A 16,805-nucleotide genomic window follows, 5' to 3' on the forward strand; every position below is an offset into this window, starting at 1 on the left:
ATGATTCTGCTCATCGACAACTACGACAGCTTCGTACACAACCTCGCGCGTTACGTGCGTCGGCTCGGCAGCGACACGCAAGTCGTGCGAAACGATGCCGTCGACGTCGCGGCGATTCGCCGCTTGCGCCCTTGCGCCATCATTCTTTCGCCGGGCCCTTGCACACCGCAGCAAGCCGGTTGCACGTTGGAGGTCGTACGCGAGTTGGCAGGCGAAGTTCCGATCTTAGGAATCTGCCTCGGGCATCAAGCGATCGCCGAGGTGTTCGGCGGGAAGGTCGTCAGGTCGCCGGTGCCGGTACATGGCCGGACGGCGAACATCACACACGACGGACGACGGCTTTTCGCCGGGCTCCCCTCGCCCCTTACGGTTTGCCGCTACCACTCCCTCTGCGCCGAAGCCGCAACGCTCCCGAAATCGCTCCGCGCCACGGCCCATGCGCCGGACGGCGTCGTCATGGCCGTCGAGCATGAAAGCCTGCCGGTCTTCGGCGTGCAGTTTCATCCGGAGTCGGTTCTGACCGAGGGAGGCTATCGATTGTTGGCTAATTTTTGCTCATTGGCCGGATTACCGATTTCCGCAACACTTCCGACGTTGAACGAGGAGCGTTTGCTGGTGAAAATCGAAGAACGCCCGCTGCCGAGCTCTCCCGTCACGTTTTAATCCTTCGCAAGCAACCCTGAGTTCGCATGATCCTCGAAGGCCTGATGACGACGATCAACGCCGACGGCACGCCGAACGTGTCGCCGATGGGTCCGCGCGTCGATCTCGAATTGAAGACGTTCGTCTTACGGCCGTTTCAAACCTCGACCACCTATCGCAACGTCAAGCGTTCGGGCGTCGGTGTGTTCCACGTGACCGACGACGTCGAGCTGCTGGCGCGCGCCGCCGTCGGCAAGCTCTCACCGTTGCCGCCGCTGGAGAAAGCCGACGCCGTCGAAGGATTCATTCTCAGCGGCGCGTGCCGTTGGTTCGCCTTGCGCGTCGAATCGCTCGACGATTCCGCCCCGCGCACGACGATCACGATGCGGGCCGTCGCTAGCGGAACGCTGCGCGATTTCTTCGGGTTGAATCGCGCGAAGCACGCCGTCGTCGAAGGGGCGATCCTAGCCACACGGCTGCATCTACTCTCCAAAGCCGAGATCTTAAGACAATTCGCCGACTTGAAACCGCTGGTCGAAAAAACCGGCGGCGAGGCGGAACATCGGGCCTTCGCCTTCTTGGAACGGTTCATCCGCGAGGCCGACGACGGAGTAGCTCCGCTCAACGACCTTGAGCGCAGCGCCGACCGGACCGAGGTCGCGCATGACTGATAAGCTTACGAGCGGCAAGCTTCCGGACGGCAAGGAAGTCACCGTTATCGCGCCGAGCCGATTGCACTTCGGTATGTTTTCGTTCGGCGTGCCCGAATCGCGACAGTTCGGCGGCGTAGGGGTGATGATCGATCAACCGGTGACGAGCTTGCGCATCGAACCGGCAAGCGTCGACGAATGCGTGGGAACACATGCGCAGCGGCTCCGTCAAACACTCGAGATCGTGCGGCGATCGGCCTGGGGCTCCGCCGTTCCTCCGTGCCGACTTTCGCTCAGAGCCGCGCCGAGATCGCACGTCGGTCTGGGAAGCGGAACGCAAACGGCGCTCGCCGTCGTGGCGGGCTTGCGCGCTTTCGCGAAGCTCCCGCCGCTCGACGCGCTCGAGCTCGGCGAAACCTCGGGGCGCGCGAAACGCTCGTCCGTCGGTCTGCACGGGTTTCTCAACGGCGGCTTGATCGTCGAAGCGGGGAAGCTCCCGCAGGAGAAAGTGGCGCCGCTCTTAGCGCAAACCGCGGTGCCCGGCAATTGGCGGTTCGTGCTGATCTGCCCGCGCCACAAAGAGGGCCTGTCGGGAGAAACGGAACGGGCTGCGTTCGCCGCGCTGCCGCCGGTGCCGACCGCGATTACCGAAGAACTGCAGCGAATCGCCTTAGACCAGTTGGTGCCCGCCGCGCGGCACTCCGACTTCGCGACGTTCGCCGAAGGGCTCTATCGGTTCGGCCTCGCGGCCGGCCAATGCTTCAAAAGTCATCAAGCCGGCGTCTATGCGACGGAGCAACTCGCGCGGCTCGTCGAGCGCGTGCGAGGCGCCGGAGTGCGCGGAGTCGGGCAGTCGTCGTGGGGGCCGACGCTCTTTTCTTTGCATCCCTCGGTCGACGCCGCCGAACGCTTTCTCGACGATCGCACGCTCTGGCCCGATGCGTATGAATACGACTTCACGATCGCGCGGCCGAGCCCTGCGGGGGCGGACATTCACACGGTCTAGCCGGCCGGCCTCCGACTACTTCGCAGCCGGCGCGGCGGTCTTTTCCGGGTCCGATTTGCGCCACAGCCATTCGAGCGATTCCGGCAAGAGCGCGCCTCCTTGCTTGCCGTTGTGTCCGCCGTCGCCGAACTCGAAGCGGTAGTCGTAGCCCTTATATTTCAATGCCGCCGCCATTTGCTGATTCGCCAGGGGCCAGTTGCCGTGCTCGTTGTCGAGATCGCCGGAGCCGTCTTGCAGGAAGGCGCGGATCGGTTTTCGCTCCGTCTTACGGATCATCGCTTCGTAGTTGTGGCCTCCGCGAATGTTCGTGAAGCTGCCGACATGGCTCAGCACTTTGCGAAACGCGTCGGGCCTTTGCCAAGCGACCGTAAACGCGCAGATGCCGCCGGAGCTGATCCCGCAGATCGCGCGCTGGTCGGGATCGGTCGTCAAGTTGTACGACTTGCCGACTTCCGGCAGCATTTCTTCCAGCAATAGCCGAGCATACTGATCGCTCAACGTATCGTATTCGAAGCTCCGATTGCGAATCGGCTGGCTCTTCGGATCCTTCGCAGGCACATTACCGGGGTTGATGAAGATGCCGATCGTGACGGGCATTTTCTTTTGATGGATCAGGTTGTCGAACACGATCGTCGAGCGGAATTGTCCCTTCTCGTTCAGATAGCTCTGACCGTCTTGAAACACCATCACGCTCGCCGGCTTCGCGGCATCGTACTGCGCCGGAACGTAGACCCAATAGTCGCGCACGGTGCCGGGGAAGACCTCGCTCTTCCATTCGTGTTGCGTCACTTTCCCTTGCGGCACGTCGGCTTGGCGCTGCGAATCGGGCCCCAGCTGATAGTCGTCGGCGGCACGTGCGACATCGACGGCCACGATCAAAGCAAGAGCGACGACAAGGCGGTAAAACATGGCAGACTCCGTAGGGCTGGTCGACGATGCGCCGAGCGGGATTGCGAGGAGGTTATTTCTGCGGGGGTTTCGGTTTCACCAACGTATCGAGCGACGGCAACTTCGAGAAGGCTTGCCATTGGCCGTCGATCGTCGGCACGTCGAGTAGTTTGTCGTGGATGTAGAACCCATAGCGCAATCGGAGCGGCTTGCCCGGCTCCAACGTGCGCGGAGCGGCGAAAGTGAGCGAGGCTCCCATCCAGCCGTCGTCGCGCACATGAAAGACGGTCGGATGGTTCGGATTCATCGGGTGGTCGAAAAGCGTCAGACCTTCGGTCGCCGTGGCAGTAACGGGGCCGGAATAGTCGCACCAACGGGCCGGCTTCCAAAACACACCGTCTTTGCCGGCGATACCTTTTTCGTTCACCGCCCCTGCCGAATTGAGAATCCGGCCGCCGCCGTCGTGAACGCCGATCGTCTTCCGCATCCGCACGCCGACCAAACCGAACGGCGTCTTCTCGAGCACGGTCGGCTGCTTATCGGCCGAGAGTTCGAGATCGACGACGATGAGGTAATCTTTCCCATTAAGCGGGCGGACCTCGATCCGCCTTCGCTCGACGAGCAACACCGTGCGAGCTTCCTCGTCGATCCAGTGATTCAACGCCGTCAGCCAGGCGGAGTCGTCGGCGTCGTCGAGTTGTTCGATCTGCTTCGTGACGATCCGCCCGAGCTTCGGGCCGGCATCGCCCCAGAAATTGACGCCGTTCACGATATGGTGCGAGATCCAAATCGAGTTGTGATGGCTATGGCCGACCGGGTCGCGCGGATGGCCCATGCGCGTTAGAGAACGGCCCGAGGGACCGACGACCGGGTACAAGAACGGACGCCTATCGTCGGCGGCGAAGTGGTAGCGAATCAACTCCCGATCGTGGTGGAGAAACCGCGCTTCGGAGTGCGGCAGCGGCTCGACCTGCATCGCAGGCACCGGCTTCGGCGGCGACAACTCCGAGGCAGGCTTCTCCTCGGCGCCGACGACGGAACCCCATGACGAAAGTGCAACGCAGACCAAGATACATGAGCGAAACATTCCGGGCGCTCAACGAAAGGCGAGATGCAAAGAGAGATGGCGATCCGCCTATCGTAGTCGACGCCCGAGCACGAGTGAAGCTTGTGCGGCACGGCCCGCAATCGAACATTGCAAGGCCGGTCGTTAGCGCGCGAGGCCGGCCTTGCGCCGGGCTTCGGCGACGCTCATCGTCGGACGACCGGCGGTACTTTCCTTCGCTCGCTCGACCCTGGCGATCCAGCGCTGCTCGGCCACGGCTTGAGCATCTGGCGGTTTCCTGTCGCCGAGCAAGGCCCGATCCATCGCGCGGAGATCATGAACTTGCACGCTGATCGACATTCCGCCGGCATCGACACCCGACGCCCCGGCGCGCGAGCCGAGGCCGTTCGATCGCGTACCGCTTCCCGCACCGCCGACGCCGCCGATGAAGGCGGTGCCGGAATCCGGAACGAGGACCGTCGTCGAAATGGTGAAGAAGTTGAACGTCGGCAGTTGCACCGTGGTTGCTGCGTGCGGGGCGATCATCAACGGCGGCCCGACGACTTCTCCGGCGGCGTGTGGATGCAACTCGGCCTGATGCGGCAGTTGCTGCGCGCCGACCGTCGACGCCCAGACCGACGCACCGATCACGAGGGGCAAAGCTTTCCACATCAGATGTGCCTCCGCACAACGAACCGCTGCGAATCGAGCCACGATCCTACACCATCCTACGAGCCACGCCCGTATTCTAGCGATTCGTCCCAAGCGGGGGCAACTTAATCGAGCCGATTCGTTCCCAGCCTTACGTCGGCCGCGGGATCGATCTCGATCGCGCCCGAAGTTCCCGGCTGAATGGAGTTGCCGTCGAGAAAGTTTCCCTGGCCCGCACCGCGCCAAACCAGCGAACTTACCGTGAGTTTAGTGGTGCGCGACTCCGCGATCTGGCAGCCTGTCACCGACGTGCGGCTGCAACCGTCCAACAACAAACCGATTGGAACACCGTCGACGATGTGGCAGCCGCTTAGCGTCGCGCGGCGGCAACGAATCAGTTCGACCAACGCATCGCGCTCGTATTGTTCGGCGTTCTTCACGGTGTGCTTGCCGGTTTGGCTATCTTGAATCACCGTGCCGCTCATCGCGACATCGGAACTATCGACGATGCGAATGCCGGTGCAAAGCTCGTTGGGGGCGTAGTCGGGATTATGATCGAAGCAATTCCCGTTGAGCACGATGTTGCGAGAACCTTCGACGACCAAGTTTCGGCGATGCCCGCTATAGATCACGTTGCCCGACAGCACGACGCCGCGCACCGCTTGCAGATCGACGTTCACTTCTTGACTGCCGATCAGATTGCCGGCGATCGTCGTGAGCCCGGCCTTTTGATTGTTCTCGGGATCGCGACCGACGATCCGCACATTCGCGCCGCCGGGGCTTAACGTCGCCTGAATCGTGTTGCTTGCGATCGTCGCTTCGCGGACCGAAGCCTTGTCGTCGGTCGAGTCGATCCAAATATCGGCCGACTCTTTCTCGTTTTTATCGAAATTGTATTCGATGTCGTTGCCCGTGATTTGCAGATTGCGAATCTCGGAAGCGAGGATCTTAATGCCGCCCCGTTTGCAATAACTGATGTGCGAGCCGACGATGATCGCTTGGTGCAGATTCAGATGATCGAAGAAGATGCCGATGCCGGAATTGTCGTAGATATGGCAATGCGAGACGAGGACGTTGCGAGCGCGATTGCGAATGTGGAGCCCATGCTTGAGCTTGCGCAGCAACACTCCCTCGAACGTCGACTGCATCGTCCCTTCGAGCAGCACGCCGCAAGCTTCCGGGTGCCGGCCTTCGATTTCGAGGTTCATCAGCGTCGGCATTCGTTGTCGCTGCCAGATCTCGGGCTTGAAGCCGGTCGGTTGTGCAGTGGCGCCGTGCGTGCCGACGATGTGAAACGCCGGCCCGGCCGCCGCCATCACGATCGTCGGGGTGCCGCCGAAACCGACGAGTCCGATCCGACCGAGCTTATCGAGCTCGATCTTGATCGTGCGCGTGATCAGGTATTCGCCGCGGCTGAAATCGACGGTCCCTTCGCCGTCTTTCAAGGCATGCTCGATGGCCTCGGTGTCGTCGGTTCGTCCGTCGCCTGCTGCACCGAACATGCGAACGTCGCTCATAAAGTCAGTCTCCGAGTAGAAGGGGTCGGCGCTCGTTACGGCGTAATTTCAAAAGTAAATTCGATCTCGACCGGTGCGTCGAGCGGCAGAGCGTTCACTCCGACCGCGGCCCGCGCGTGCTTCCCGGCATCGCCCAATAGCGCTACGAGCAACTCACTCGCGCCGTTCGCCACTTGCGGCTGTCCGCCGTAGCCGTCGTCGCTCTGAATAAACGCGCCGACACGGACCACACGGACCAGCCGCGACCAATCGCCGCCGAGTTCCGCTTTGAGTATCGCTAGGCCGTTGAGGACGCATTGTCGGGCACACTCTTGCGCTTGCTCCAAGTCGACTACCGACGGAACCTTTCCCGTCGTCAAAAGCTTCCCCGCCGCCATCGGCAGTTGACCACTGACGAGGACAAGGCTCCCGGTTCGGACGCACGGCACATACGCCGCGACCGGTTTCGGCGCCGCAGGGAGTATTAAGCCGAGTTCGGCGAGCTTCGTTTCGATCGACATCGCGAGCACCTCAAAGATACACAAGAGAGTAAGTTCGGCCTGCCTAACGATTCCATTTTGCGAAGTCGATCGGTTGCGTGCAATCGAGCACGGCATCGGCACGAGGAAGTTCATACTTGAGCCCGCTGGCGCAATTGAACAACACACACGACTCGCTCGATGCGATGCGCCCCGAGGCGATCTCTCGGCGATACGCCGCATAGACGGCGGCTCCTTCGGGACACATAAGAAAGCCCTCGCGCTCGGCCACTTCGCTGCGCGCGGCCAAGATGGCTTCATCGTCTACGGCCGTCGCGAAGCCACGGCTTTCGCGAATCGCGCGGAGCATCAGAAAGTCGCCCACTGCGACGGGCACCCGAATGCCCGAGGCGACCGTATGAGCGTTCGGGAACAACTCGGCGAACTCCGCGTTATCGTCGTACGCGCGCACGATCGGCGCGCAGCCCGTCGCTTGCACCGCGACCATGCGCGGCAGCTTGCCGGTGAGCCAGCCGATCGTTTGCAACTCTTGAAATGCCTTCCACATGCCGATCAACCCGGTACCGCCGCCGGTCGGGTAGAGAATCACGTCGGGCAATTGCCAAGCGAATTGCTCGGCGAGCTCGAGCCCCATCGTTTTCTTTCCTTCGATCCGATACGGCTCTTTCAACGTCGAGAAATCGAACCAGCCCATCGGTTCCTTCCCTTGCCCGACGATGCGGCCGCAATCATTGATCAGGCCGTTGACGCGCCAGACCTTGGCTCCCTGCGCGGCGATCTCGCGCACGTTCACTTCCGGCGTATCGGCAGGGCAGAAGACAAACACTTCCATCCCGGCTCGACGACCATAGGCGGCCAACGCAGCCCCCGCGTTGCCGTTGGTCGGAATCGCCACGCGGCGAATCCCGAGTTCCTTCGCCATCGATACCGCCACGCACAAGCCGCGTGCCTTAAACGAGCCGGTCGGTAAACGTCCTTCGTCTTTGATGAAAAGCTCGCCGGTGCCGGTTTTCAGAGTCGGGCACGGTATCAACGGCGTCAACGCTTCGCCGAGGCTGACGATGTTCTCGGTCTTCCTTACCGGCAAGAATTCGCGATAGCGCCAAAAGTCGTGCGGGCGATCGCGGAGCGCGGCTTTCGAGACGGCACCGGCCAGCGCCGCAAGATCGTAGCGAACCAACAACGGGCGGCCGGCTTCGGAGAGACCGTGGATCCGATCGGCTTCGTAGCGCTTTCCGGTGAGCCCGCATTCGAGATGCGAGACGAACGTGGGGCGGTCGGTCGTAAGGTTATCTAAAAAAGAGTTCATCGTTCGGGCGGTGTTTCGTTTCCGTGAGTGATCGATCGGCGGCGGCTAAGGTTCCTAACGTCTGGGTGAAATCGGAGCATAGCGACCGGCCCGACACAAGCAATACCCGGGGCCGGTTGCGAACTCCCCGCGCCAGGCCTAGAGTAGCGTCATTCCCCTCGACTTCGGAGTTTACTCGCGATGACGCGCCTGCATGTTGTCTGTGGAATCTTGTTGTCGTTCATCGCCGGCTACATCGGCTGCGGAGCCGCGCCGCGACTCAGCGCGGCAGCGGCAGCGGCAGACGACGCGTCTCGCCCGAGATTATTGGTCGTCGTCAGCATCGATCAGTTTCCGTTCGAGTATCTCCTACGGATGCGGAAGGGCTTCGCCGCCGACGGCTTTTTCAACACCATCGCGCGCGACGGAGCGACCTACGCCAACGCCCACCACGGCCAAGCGTTTACGCTCACCGGACCCGGCCATAGCGTGCTTTGTTCCGGGGCGTATCCGAACACGACCGGCATTATCGACAACGACTGGTTCGATCGCGAAACCGGCAAGACGATGTACTGCGTCGCAGACTCCGGCACGACCATCGTCGGTGCGGCCGGCAAGAGCGGCATGTCGCCGAAGAATCTCGAAGTCGGCACGATCGGCGACCAGCTCAAGCTCGCGTCGAACGGACGAAGCAAGGTCGTCGGCGTCGCGCTGAAGGATCGCGCTTCGATCCTCATGGCGGGCCACGCCGCCGACGGCGCCTATTGGTACGATCCGAACTCGGGCCATTGGGTGACGAGCACCTACTATCGCCCTCGACTCCCCGACTATCTCGAAGCCTACAACGCGACGGGGCAAACCAAACGATACAGCGGCGGCACGTGGGACTTGTCGGCGGCACCCGAGCTTTACGAGCGCTACTATGCCGACGACGCGCCGTTCGAGGCGAACTTGCCGGTCCTCGGCCGAGCGTTTCCGCACCCCTTACCGACGGCCGACGACAACGGCTTCGCCAAGCTCATCACGACTTCCCCGCGCGGCAGCGAGATGACGCTGGCCGTCGCCCGTCTGGTGTTGACCGAAGAAAAGCTCGGCCTCGACGACGACACCGATCTGCTGTGCGTCAATCTTTCGAGCAACGATTACGTCGGCCACGCCTTCGGGCCCTATAGCCTCGAAGTGCAAGATATGACCTATCGCACCGATCGGCTGCTCGGCGAGTTCATCCAGTTTCTCGATCTCAAGGTCGGTGCCGGGCGCTGGACGCTCGCGCTCTCATCGGACCACGGAGTCGCGCCGGTGCCGGAGCATGCCGTAACGATGAAGCTCCCCGCGCGGCGCGTATCTTCCGAGCATTTCGCCGCTTTGCGGGCACGCATCGAAGCGGCGCTCAGCCTGCAGTTCGGCACGATCGCCGACGGAAAGAAAAAGTACGTGCAAAGCTTCGACTCGAGCACCGTGTATCTCGACCGCGGGCTCGCGGAACTGCAAGGAGAGCATTATGCCGCCGCACAGCGCATCGTGCGCGATATCGTGACGGCCGACGATGCCGTGGCGATCGCCTTTACGCGCGACGAACTCGTGCGCGGCGGAAACGAAACGGAGTTGTTCCATCGCATGACGCTGGCCTTTTATGCGCGGCGCAGCGGCGACGTGCTGTACTGCTTGAAGCCGTACTACATCGCCGGCAGCACGACGGCGACGCACGGCAGCCCCTGGGAATACGACACGCATGTGCCGGTGCTGCTGCTCGGCGCGGGCATTCAGGCCGGCCGCTTCGATCGGATGGTCTCGCCGCCGATGATCGCCCCGACGTTGGCTCGCATCGCTAAGGTCGATGCTCCGAGCGGTTGCACCGTCGAAGTATTGCAGGAAGCGCTCGGCGGCCGCTGAGAGACTTTTAAGTCGCTGCCGAGCGGCAACGCTGCGTGCCGAAATGCAAACGGCTACCGCCTCCGATTGGGGAAGCGGTAGCCGCGCAGTGATTAATCGAACGCGAGTCCTACAAGACCCTTAATTCTTTTCGGGCTTCTTGCCGCCCGGTTGATCGCCATTCCCTTTATTATTGCCGGGCTGGTCACCATTACCTTTATTATTGCCCGGTTGATCACCGTTGCCTTTGTTATTGCCGGGCTGGTCACCGTTGCCCTTGTTGCCCGGCTTGTCGCCGTTGCCCTTTAGGCCGGGTTGATCTCCGTTGCCGCGGAACTTGCCCATCGCTTCTTTCATGGCGGCGCGTTCCGTATCGTCGAGCTTGCCGTCGCCGTTCTTGTCGAACTTCTTCATCATGTCGGCTCCGCGACCTTCGCCCGGCTTGCCGTCTCCGCTCTTACCTTCACCCGGCTTCCCTTCGCGCGTCTTTTGAAAAGCTTCGCGCATCGCCGACTTTTCTCCGTCGTCGAGCGTGCCGTCGTTGTTCTTATCGAAGCGCTTCATCAACTCTTGCTTCCGTTCCGGGGTCATCTCGGGGCCTTTTCCGCCGCGCTTTCCCGGCCCACCTTCTTGGCCTTTGTTCGCCCCCTTTTCGGCCCCTGGTTTTCCTTCTTCGGCTTGCACCACGGTTCCAAGTGCGAGCGACAAGAACACGACAAACGTCGAGCGAATCCAAACGTGCGACATAGGGCTACCTCGGCTCATGGAATGGTTCAGTGAAGGGGCGGCGGACGCGGAAACCAAACGGCTTCACGCAAACAATGCGCGCCGGCAAGCATCTCCGAGGAAATGATACCCCGAGGGTTGCGGCAAGTTCCGCGGCAGGGCGGAACTTTTCGCCGCCTAGGCGCAGGGCTGCCCGGGAGCACGACGTCGAACGCCGAAGGAACGCTATAACCGGCCGAAAACTACCGCTTACTTGCGGCTAGCCTGTTCGGTGCTGACTTCCGTCGGCACCGGGAAATTGCGAACTTCCAAGCCCGTGTCGACATTCCAAACCCGCAAGGTGCCGTCTTGCCCCCCGGCGGCGACGACTTTTCCATCGGCCGTAACGGAGCAAGAGTAGAGGAAGTCGGTGGCCCCGCTGAAGGTCTTCAAGACGTTGCCGCCGTCGCCGTTGAGCAGTTTGAGCGTCTTGTCGCCGCAGGTTGCGACGACGTTCGGGCCGTCGCCGGCGTAGATGACCGAGGTCACTTCCTTGCCGAAGCCGATGACCGTTTTCTTTTGCTCGCCCGATGCCAAGTCCCAGGTCTTAACGACGGAATCGGCACCGCCGGTCGCAATCGTCTTCCCGTCCGACGACCAAGCCGCGCCCAACACATGGTGCGTGTGCCCTTCGTAGCCTCGGATGAATTTGCCCGTGGCGACATCGAACGTCTTCAAGAATTTATCCGCTCCGCACGACGCGAGCATCTTGCCGTCGGGCGAAAAGCGAACGCCGAATACGACGTCGCTATGCGCGTCGGCCACTTCGCGAACCAGCTTGCCGTCGGCGACGTTCCAGATCTTCAACTCGCCGCTGCGCGAAGGAGCGCCGCCGCCGGAAACCAGCAGCTTGCCGTCGGGGCTGAAATCGAGAGCCGTCACACGGTCGACCAAGGTTTCGCTCGCCGGATCGCCGATCGTGCGGAGCCAGGTCCATTCGGGATAGAGAGTCCAAGCGAGGACGCTCTTGTCCGCCGAAACCGAGATCAGCTTCTCGCCCGAGAAGGCAACCAATTCGACGGCACCGGCATGGCCGACGCAGACGTCGAGCGCCAGCCCGTCTTCGTTGTAGGTGTGTACGAGCTTGTCGTCGCCGCCGGCGACGATCGTTTTGCCGTCGTTCGAGAACGTCACGGAGCGGAGCGGCAGTTGCGCGTCCAAGGCCGTTTTCGTATCGACGACGAGTTTGGCTTCGAGTTCTTTTTGCGTCGCTTCGGCCGTCTTGAGCCGGGCCTGCGCCAAAGGAACCGCTTCATCGGCCCGCTTCGACGAATTCTTCGCCGAGACGATGGCTCGTTCGGAAGATTGACGCACCGCATCGGCGTCTTGCTTCGCCTTCTCGGCATCTTCGGCCGGCTTGGTAAGACGCGTGACGGTGTCGAGAGCGGTCTTCGCCTTCGCAGCGGCGGCGGCCGCGGCTTGGGTCGCCGTGGTGGCCGCAGCACGAGCCGTCTTCGCTTTCGCGGTCTCGTCGACGACCGCTTTATCGGCCGCCGTCTTCGCATCGACGAGTGCTTTATTCTTCGCATCCTTCGCCACGGCGGCTTGAGCTTCGGTCGCTTTTTGCGTGGCCGTCTTCACGACCGCTTCGGCATCCGTCGCGACTTTTTCGGCCGCGAGCTTCGCGTCGTCGGCTTTCTTTTGCTCTGCGGCGGCGAGCGTCGAATCGGCTTCCGCCTTTTTCTTTTCGCCGGTTGCTTTCGTCGCTAGGTCGGCCTTCTCTTTCAACGTCTTTTCGGCGACGACCTTCGACTCTTCCGCTTTCTTGATCGCTTCGGCTTCCGTCTTGGCGTTCTTTTCCGCTTCGACGATCGCCGCTTTCTCCGCCGCGACACGCGCGATCGAGAGCTTTACCGAGCGATCGAGCGTCGCGAGTTGCAGCGTCGTACGGACGTCACCCTTCGACTCGCCGAGTTGCTTGCCGTCGGCGAAGTTCCACACGCGGAGCGATTTATCGAGCCCGACCGCGGCGATGCGCGTGCCGTCGGGCCGGATCGCGAGGCCGGTCACTTCGCCCCCATGCTTCAACGGCCTCACGGCTTTACCGTCGACCGTGTTCCAAATCACGACGTTGCCGAGCTCGTCGCCCGAGATGATTTGCGTCCGGGCCGTCGGCACGGTCGTGAGGATGTTGACCTTCTTGCCCGTGATCGGAAACTCTTTGACAGGCGCGAGCTTCGGATCGCCGGCCTTCAAACCGAAGACGCGAATCTTGCCGTCGCTTGCTCCGACCGCGATCTGCGAACCGTCGCCGACGACCGTGACGGCCGTGAGCTCGACGGCCGGTACTTCGACGGCCGCGGCCAGCTTGCCGTCGGCAATCGTCCAGACGCGCGCCGTCTTATCGGCAGCCGTCGCAGCGAGCTTCGTACCGTCGGCCGACCAAGCCAAAGCGTTCACGGCTCCCTTGGCGTCGACGAGCTTCGGGCCGTCTTTCTTGGTGGTGAAGTTCCACAAGCGAATTTCGTTGCCGAGTGCCAGCGCGGCCCAAACGCCGTCTGGCGAGACCGCCAGCGTCTTCGGAGCGGCAGCGAACGTGCCGTCGAGTGCGGGCTCTTTCACATCGCGCGGACGATTCCAGAGCTTGATCGTGCGGAAGCCGCCCGAGGCGAGAATCTTGCCGTCGGGGCTCATCGCGAGCGACTGAACCAGGTCCAAGTCGGCCACGCCGGGCTTCGTGTATAGGCCCGACTTCAAGAGCGCCGGATCGGTCAACTTGCCGACGAAGCGACTCGTCGGAACATGGTAGATGAAGATTTGATTCGCACGACCGCAGGCGGCGTATTGACCGTCCGACGACAGCGTGACGGCGTAGATCGGTTGCACGCCCGGCGGCAGGGGTTGCCATTCGATCTTCTCGGCCGTGGCCGCGGCGCCGATGGCTCCTTGATCGATCCAGAGCTTGATCAAGCCGAGCTCTTGCGAGGTGAAACGCTTGGCGCCGACCTTGTTGTCCTTCGGCGGCATCTGTTCGTCGTCGGTCGCCGCGGCGCGAGCGAGCAGCAAACTTTCGGCCCCCTTCTTCACGATCGCCGAAGGTCCGGCCGAGCCTCCCTTGAGAATCGATTGCGGCGATTCGAGATTCAAATCGCCTTCTTTTTTCGACGCGTTGTGGCAAGCCGTGCAGTTCTTTTTGAGCAGCGGCGAGATCTCGCGTTGGAAATCGACCGGCCCGTCGTGTTTCACTTCCGCGATCGCCGTCGGAGCGGAATCGGCCCCGATCGCCGGCAAAACGGAAGACGCCGGCGCTGCGAACGCGGCGAGCAACAACGAGCAACGGAGAAGTCGGAAAGATGGAGACATCGCGAAACCTTCTCGATGGGGCGGGGCGGAACAGGTGGGACCCGATGATTCGATTATGCGCAACCGAACGTCGGGAGAAAACGATTACTTCGGGGGTGCGCCGCGGAAGGCCCGCGAAGCAGCGATTCACTTCCAGGGGTTACTTACGGCCGACATTACTTCCCGGCTGTCTTCTTCGGCTCTTCCTTCGTTTCGTTGACGCGCACGATCGTCTGCGTCGAGACGATCAACACGTTGTTGAGCGGCTTCGCTACGGCGGCCTTCTGCTTCGTGTCGGCGTCCGTGGTCGCCACGCGGGCCATGTCGGCGGCGGCTTTCGCCTTCGCCGCGGCGGCTGCGGCGGCTTGATCCGCGGCGGCCTTCTTTTCCTTCGGCGCTGCGGCGGCCGCTTTCTTCGCAGCTTCGGCGGCGGCCGTGAGATCGGTCGAAGTCTTATCCAGGGCCAGCTTCGATTTCATCGCCGCTTCGGCACCGGCCTTATCGCGCACGTAATTCATTTTGGTCGACGCGGAGACATAGAAACTGAAGTCGCCGAGCGGAGCGGCCGGAGTCGGCTCGACCACCAGCTTCCCTTCTTTCGCGTTGGCGGGAATCGTCAGAGGCGCGACTTTGAGCGATGCCGGAACACCGATCGCATTGATCACGAGCGCCTCGGCGAAGCCGTCGCGGCGCTCGATTCGAATCGGCACCTCGACCGCCTTCCCCTTGCGATCGATCACGATCGGCGCGCCGGTCCCGAGATGGATCGCCACGGGAACTTGCTCGACGCCGCCGGTGGAATACAACATTTGCTGCGCGAGCCGAGCTTCGGCCGGCTTCGCCTGACCACCTTGCGCGATGATCGAAACCGGGCGGGCCGCACGAACGATCTCGCGGCCATCGACCGTCGCACGGCCGACGATCTTCAACGTACCGTTCCAACGCACCGCCTTATCGGCGACGGATAACGAGAACGGCGCACTATCCAGACCGGCGCCGATCACGGCGGGGGTGAATTTGACGTCGGGCGGGAGCCCTTCGGCGGTCAATGTGATCTCGCCGGCGAAGCCGTCGCGGCGAGCGGCCAACACGGTGAGCACCGCGATGTCGCCGGAGCGAACGTAGGTGCCGGCCGGCTTGTAGTTTACGCCCGAGACGTTCACCTTTTCCGCACCGATCGCCACGGGCATGACCGCGAGGCGGAAATCGGAGACCGGCTTGCGCATGATCAAGCGATAGATCAAGAGCGGGTCGCCGCGCGAATCGCCGTAGAGATCGCGCAGGATGACGCGGTAATCGCCGTCGACGGTCGCTTTGAAGAGGAAGTAGGGATCGCTGCTGCGCGCGTCGAAGGCGACGCTGCCGATATTCTTCGGCTCGTCGTCGATTTCCTTCACGTCTTTATAAGTGATCTTCCCTTCGGCATCTTTCACGATCTGCTGCACGACCACGACCGGATCGGACTTGAAGCCGAGCCGTTGCGACACGGCCTCGATCGCCACGCTGTCGTCCTTCTTCGCCGAGAACGTGAACCCATCGACGTCGCCGCGCGGCATGAACTGCCCGATGATCTCACATGGAATCGTCACGGCTTGGCTCTTCCCGTCGGCGTCGTTCGGCTCTTTCTCCAGCACCACGGGCGCTTCGGCATAGCCGAGCACGAACCCGTTGGACCGGCCGGCCGACGACTTTAACCGATACTCGCGACCGTCGATAAACACTTCGGCCCCGCGCACCAGCGACGGCGCCGCGCGTTGGTCGATGACTTCGGAAGCGGGAACGTCGAGTTCGACTTCGACTTTTTCCAGCGGTCGACCGGCGAGGTTCATTCCCTCGGCCTTCGTGCCGCCTGGCAGATTGCGACCGTAGACCGTGAGCTTATTCTTCTGACCGACCGTAACGACCGGCGGGTAGACGAAGTCGATGTAAGGGCCCGTATGCACGGCCAAGCGGTAGAAGTAGTCGGCGCCGCCGCCGTAGGTGAAGTCGTAGACCTTGAGAAAGTATTCGCCGTCGGCAGGGACGAGGAAATCGACCAGCGGATCACGGCGATTCGCATCGCGGCTGCGAGCCACTTCCAGCAATTTCGCATCGTAGAGCACGAGCGTCGCGTCGATCTTCGAGTCGAGCCGTTGGCCGAGGATGTCGACTAGGAGCCGTTGCCCCTTCTTGGCGGGAAACTTGAACCAGTCTTCGCCGTTGGCGGCGACCGAGCCGTTGACGACCGAGCCGACTTCGATCGGCATTGCGGCGGCCGAAGCGATGTTCGTCGCCGGTTCGACCAGTTCCTTCAATTCATCGACCGCAAAGGCCCGCGGGTTGGAGACGCCGAAGGTGCCGACGGCCCGCACATCGTAGACGCCGGGAGGAACGTCGGCGGCGATCGTGACCTTGAACTTATTCGGAACGACGATCGTCTTCCCATCTTCGATCGGCGAAGGATCGACGGCCGGAACCGCGCGAATGCCGGGATGTGAGAAGAGCAACTGATCGACTCCCTCGCCGTCGACGACGCCCGTCAGGAGTACGTCGCAAGTGGTGCCGCTTTGGCCTCCGGGAGGCTGGATCGCGGAAAGTGTGAGGGCGGGAAGTTGCGCTCGAACGGAGCCGACCGATGCGCACACGATCAGCGCGGCCGTCAATATGTGGCGATTGCAGAGCATGGGTATTTAGGCGGGTAGGCGGGCGGGAGGAGCAAACGGAAACAGCGATACGAGCAG

13 protein-coding genes are annotated in these 16,805 nt (G+C 62.3%); 4 read left to right on the forward strand and 9 right to left on the reverse strand.

Going from position 1 to position 16,805, the window contains the following annotated elements:
* From K8U03_10965 to K8U03_10975, 3 genes are read left to right on the forward strand one after another with little or no spacing between them, the layout of a single operon-like run.
* Entirely contained in the window at nucleotides 1–663 is a 663-nt protein-coding gene (locus K8U03_10965; GenBank protein MCE9605407.1) for an aminodeoxychorismate/anthranilate synthase component II, read from the forward strand.
* A 26-nt stretch (nucleotides 664–689) separates the two neighbouring features.
* Complete coding sequence (locus K8U03_10970; protein MCE9605408.1) at nucleotides 690–1,313, forward strand: DUF447 family protein; 624 nt, start codon at nucleotides 690–692, stop codon at nucleotides 1,311–1,313.
* Nucleotides 1,306–2,298, forward strand: a complete 993-nt coding sequence (locus K8U03_10975; protein ID MCE9605409.1) for a beta-RFAP synthase — start codon at nucleotides 1,306–1,308, stop codon at nucleotides 2,296–2,298. Before K8U03_10970 ends, K8U03_10975 begins: the two co-directional genes overlap by 8 nt.
* Nucleotides 2,299–2,313: 15 nt before the next feature.
* Here the strand turns inward: K8U03_10975 and K8U03_10980 are convergent, their stop codons facing one another.
* The 6 genes from K8U03_10980 to K8U03_11005 all read right to left on the reverse strand — a co-directional run bounded on the left by K8U03_10980 (nucleotide 2,314) and on the right by K8U03_11005 (nucleotide 8,187).
* Nucleotides 2,314–3,207: an esterase family protein gene (locus tag K8U03_10980; protein ID MCE9605410.1), complete on the reverse strand. Its 894-nt coding sequence runs from the start codon at nucleotides 3,205–3,207 to the stop codon at nucleotides 2,314–2,316.
* 52 nt (nucleotides 3,208–3,259) lie between these two features.
* Complete coding sequence (locus K8U03_10985; protein MCE9605411.1) at nucleotides 3,260–4,273, reverse strand: PmoA family protein; 1,014 nt, start codon at nucleotides 4,271–4,273, stop codon at nucleotides 3,260–3,262.
* Nucleotides 4,274–4,396: 123 nt separating this feature from the next.
* Nucleotides 4,397–4,903, reverse strand: coding sequence for a hypothetical protein (locus tag K8U03_10990; protein MCE9605412.1), 507 nt, complete (start codon nucleotides 4,901–4,903; stop codon nucleotides 4,397–4,399).
* Nucleotides 4,904–5,007: 104 nt separating this feature from the next.
* Complete coding sequence (locus K8U03_10995) at nucleotides 5,008–6,399, reverse strand: right-handed parallel beta-helix repeat-containing protein (GenBank protein ID MCE9605413.1); 1,392 nt, start codon at nucleotides 6,397–6,399, stop codon at nucleotides 5,008–5,010.
* A 35-nt stretch (nucleotides 6,400–6,434) separates the two neighbouring features.
* Nucleotides 6,435–6,899: a RidA family protein gene (locus K8U03_11000; protein ID MCE9605414.1), complete on the reverse strand. Its 465-nt coding sequence runs from the start codon at nucleotides 6,897–6,899 to the stop codon at nucleotides 6,435–6,437.
* Between the two features lie 43 nt (nucleotides 6,900–6,942).
* Entirely contained in the window at nucleotides 6,943–8,187 is a 1,245-nt protein-coding gene (locus tag K8U03_11005) for a threonine synthase (protein MCE9605415.1), read from the reverse strand.
* Nucleotides 8,188–8,367: 180 nt separating this feature from the next.
* Here K8U03_11005 and K8U03_11010 point away from each other — a divergent pair, with 180 nt between their 5' ends.
* A complete protein-coding gene (locus K8U03_11010; protein ID MCE9605416.1) occupies nucleotides 8,368–10,059 on the forward strand; it encodes an alkaline phosphatase family protein in 1,692 nt (563 codons plus the stop codon).
* A 120-nt stretch (nucleotides 10,060–10,179) separates the two neighbouring features.
* Here K8U03_11010 and K8U03_11015 read toward each other — a convergent pair whose 3' ends face one another.
* The 3 genes from K8U03_11015 to K8U03_11025 all read right to left on the reverse strand — a co-directional run bounded on the left by K8U03_11015 (nucleotide 10,180) and on the right by K8U03_11025 (nucleotide 16,748).
* Nucleotides 10,180–10,785, reverse strand: a complete 606-nt coding sequence (locus K8U03_11015; GenBank protein MCE9605417.1) for an EF-hand domain-containing protein — start codon at nucleotides 10,783–10,785, stop codon at nucleotides 10,180–10,182.
* Between the two features lie 228 nt (nucleotides 10,786–11,013).
* Entirely contained in the window at nucleotides 11,014–14,106 is a 3,093-nt protein-coding gene (locus tag K8U03_11020) for a hypothetical protein (protein ID MCE9605418.1), read from the reverse strand.
* Between the two features lie 155 nt (nucleotides 14,107–14,261).
* Nucleotides 14,262–16,748 carry a PPC domain-containing protein gene (locus tag K8U03_11025; protein ID MCE9605419.1) on the reverse strand — a complete coding sequence of 829 codons (2,487 nt, stop codon included), beginning with the start codon at nucleotides 16,746–16,748 and terminating at the stop codon, nucleotides 14,262–14,264.
* Nucleotides 16,749–16,805: the final 57 nt, after the last annotated feature.

This window comes from Planctomycetia bacterium (genome assembly GCA_021413845.1).
Taxonomy (GTDB): Bacteria; Planctomycetota; Planctomycetia; order Pirellulales; family PNKZ01; genus PNKZ01.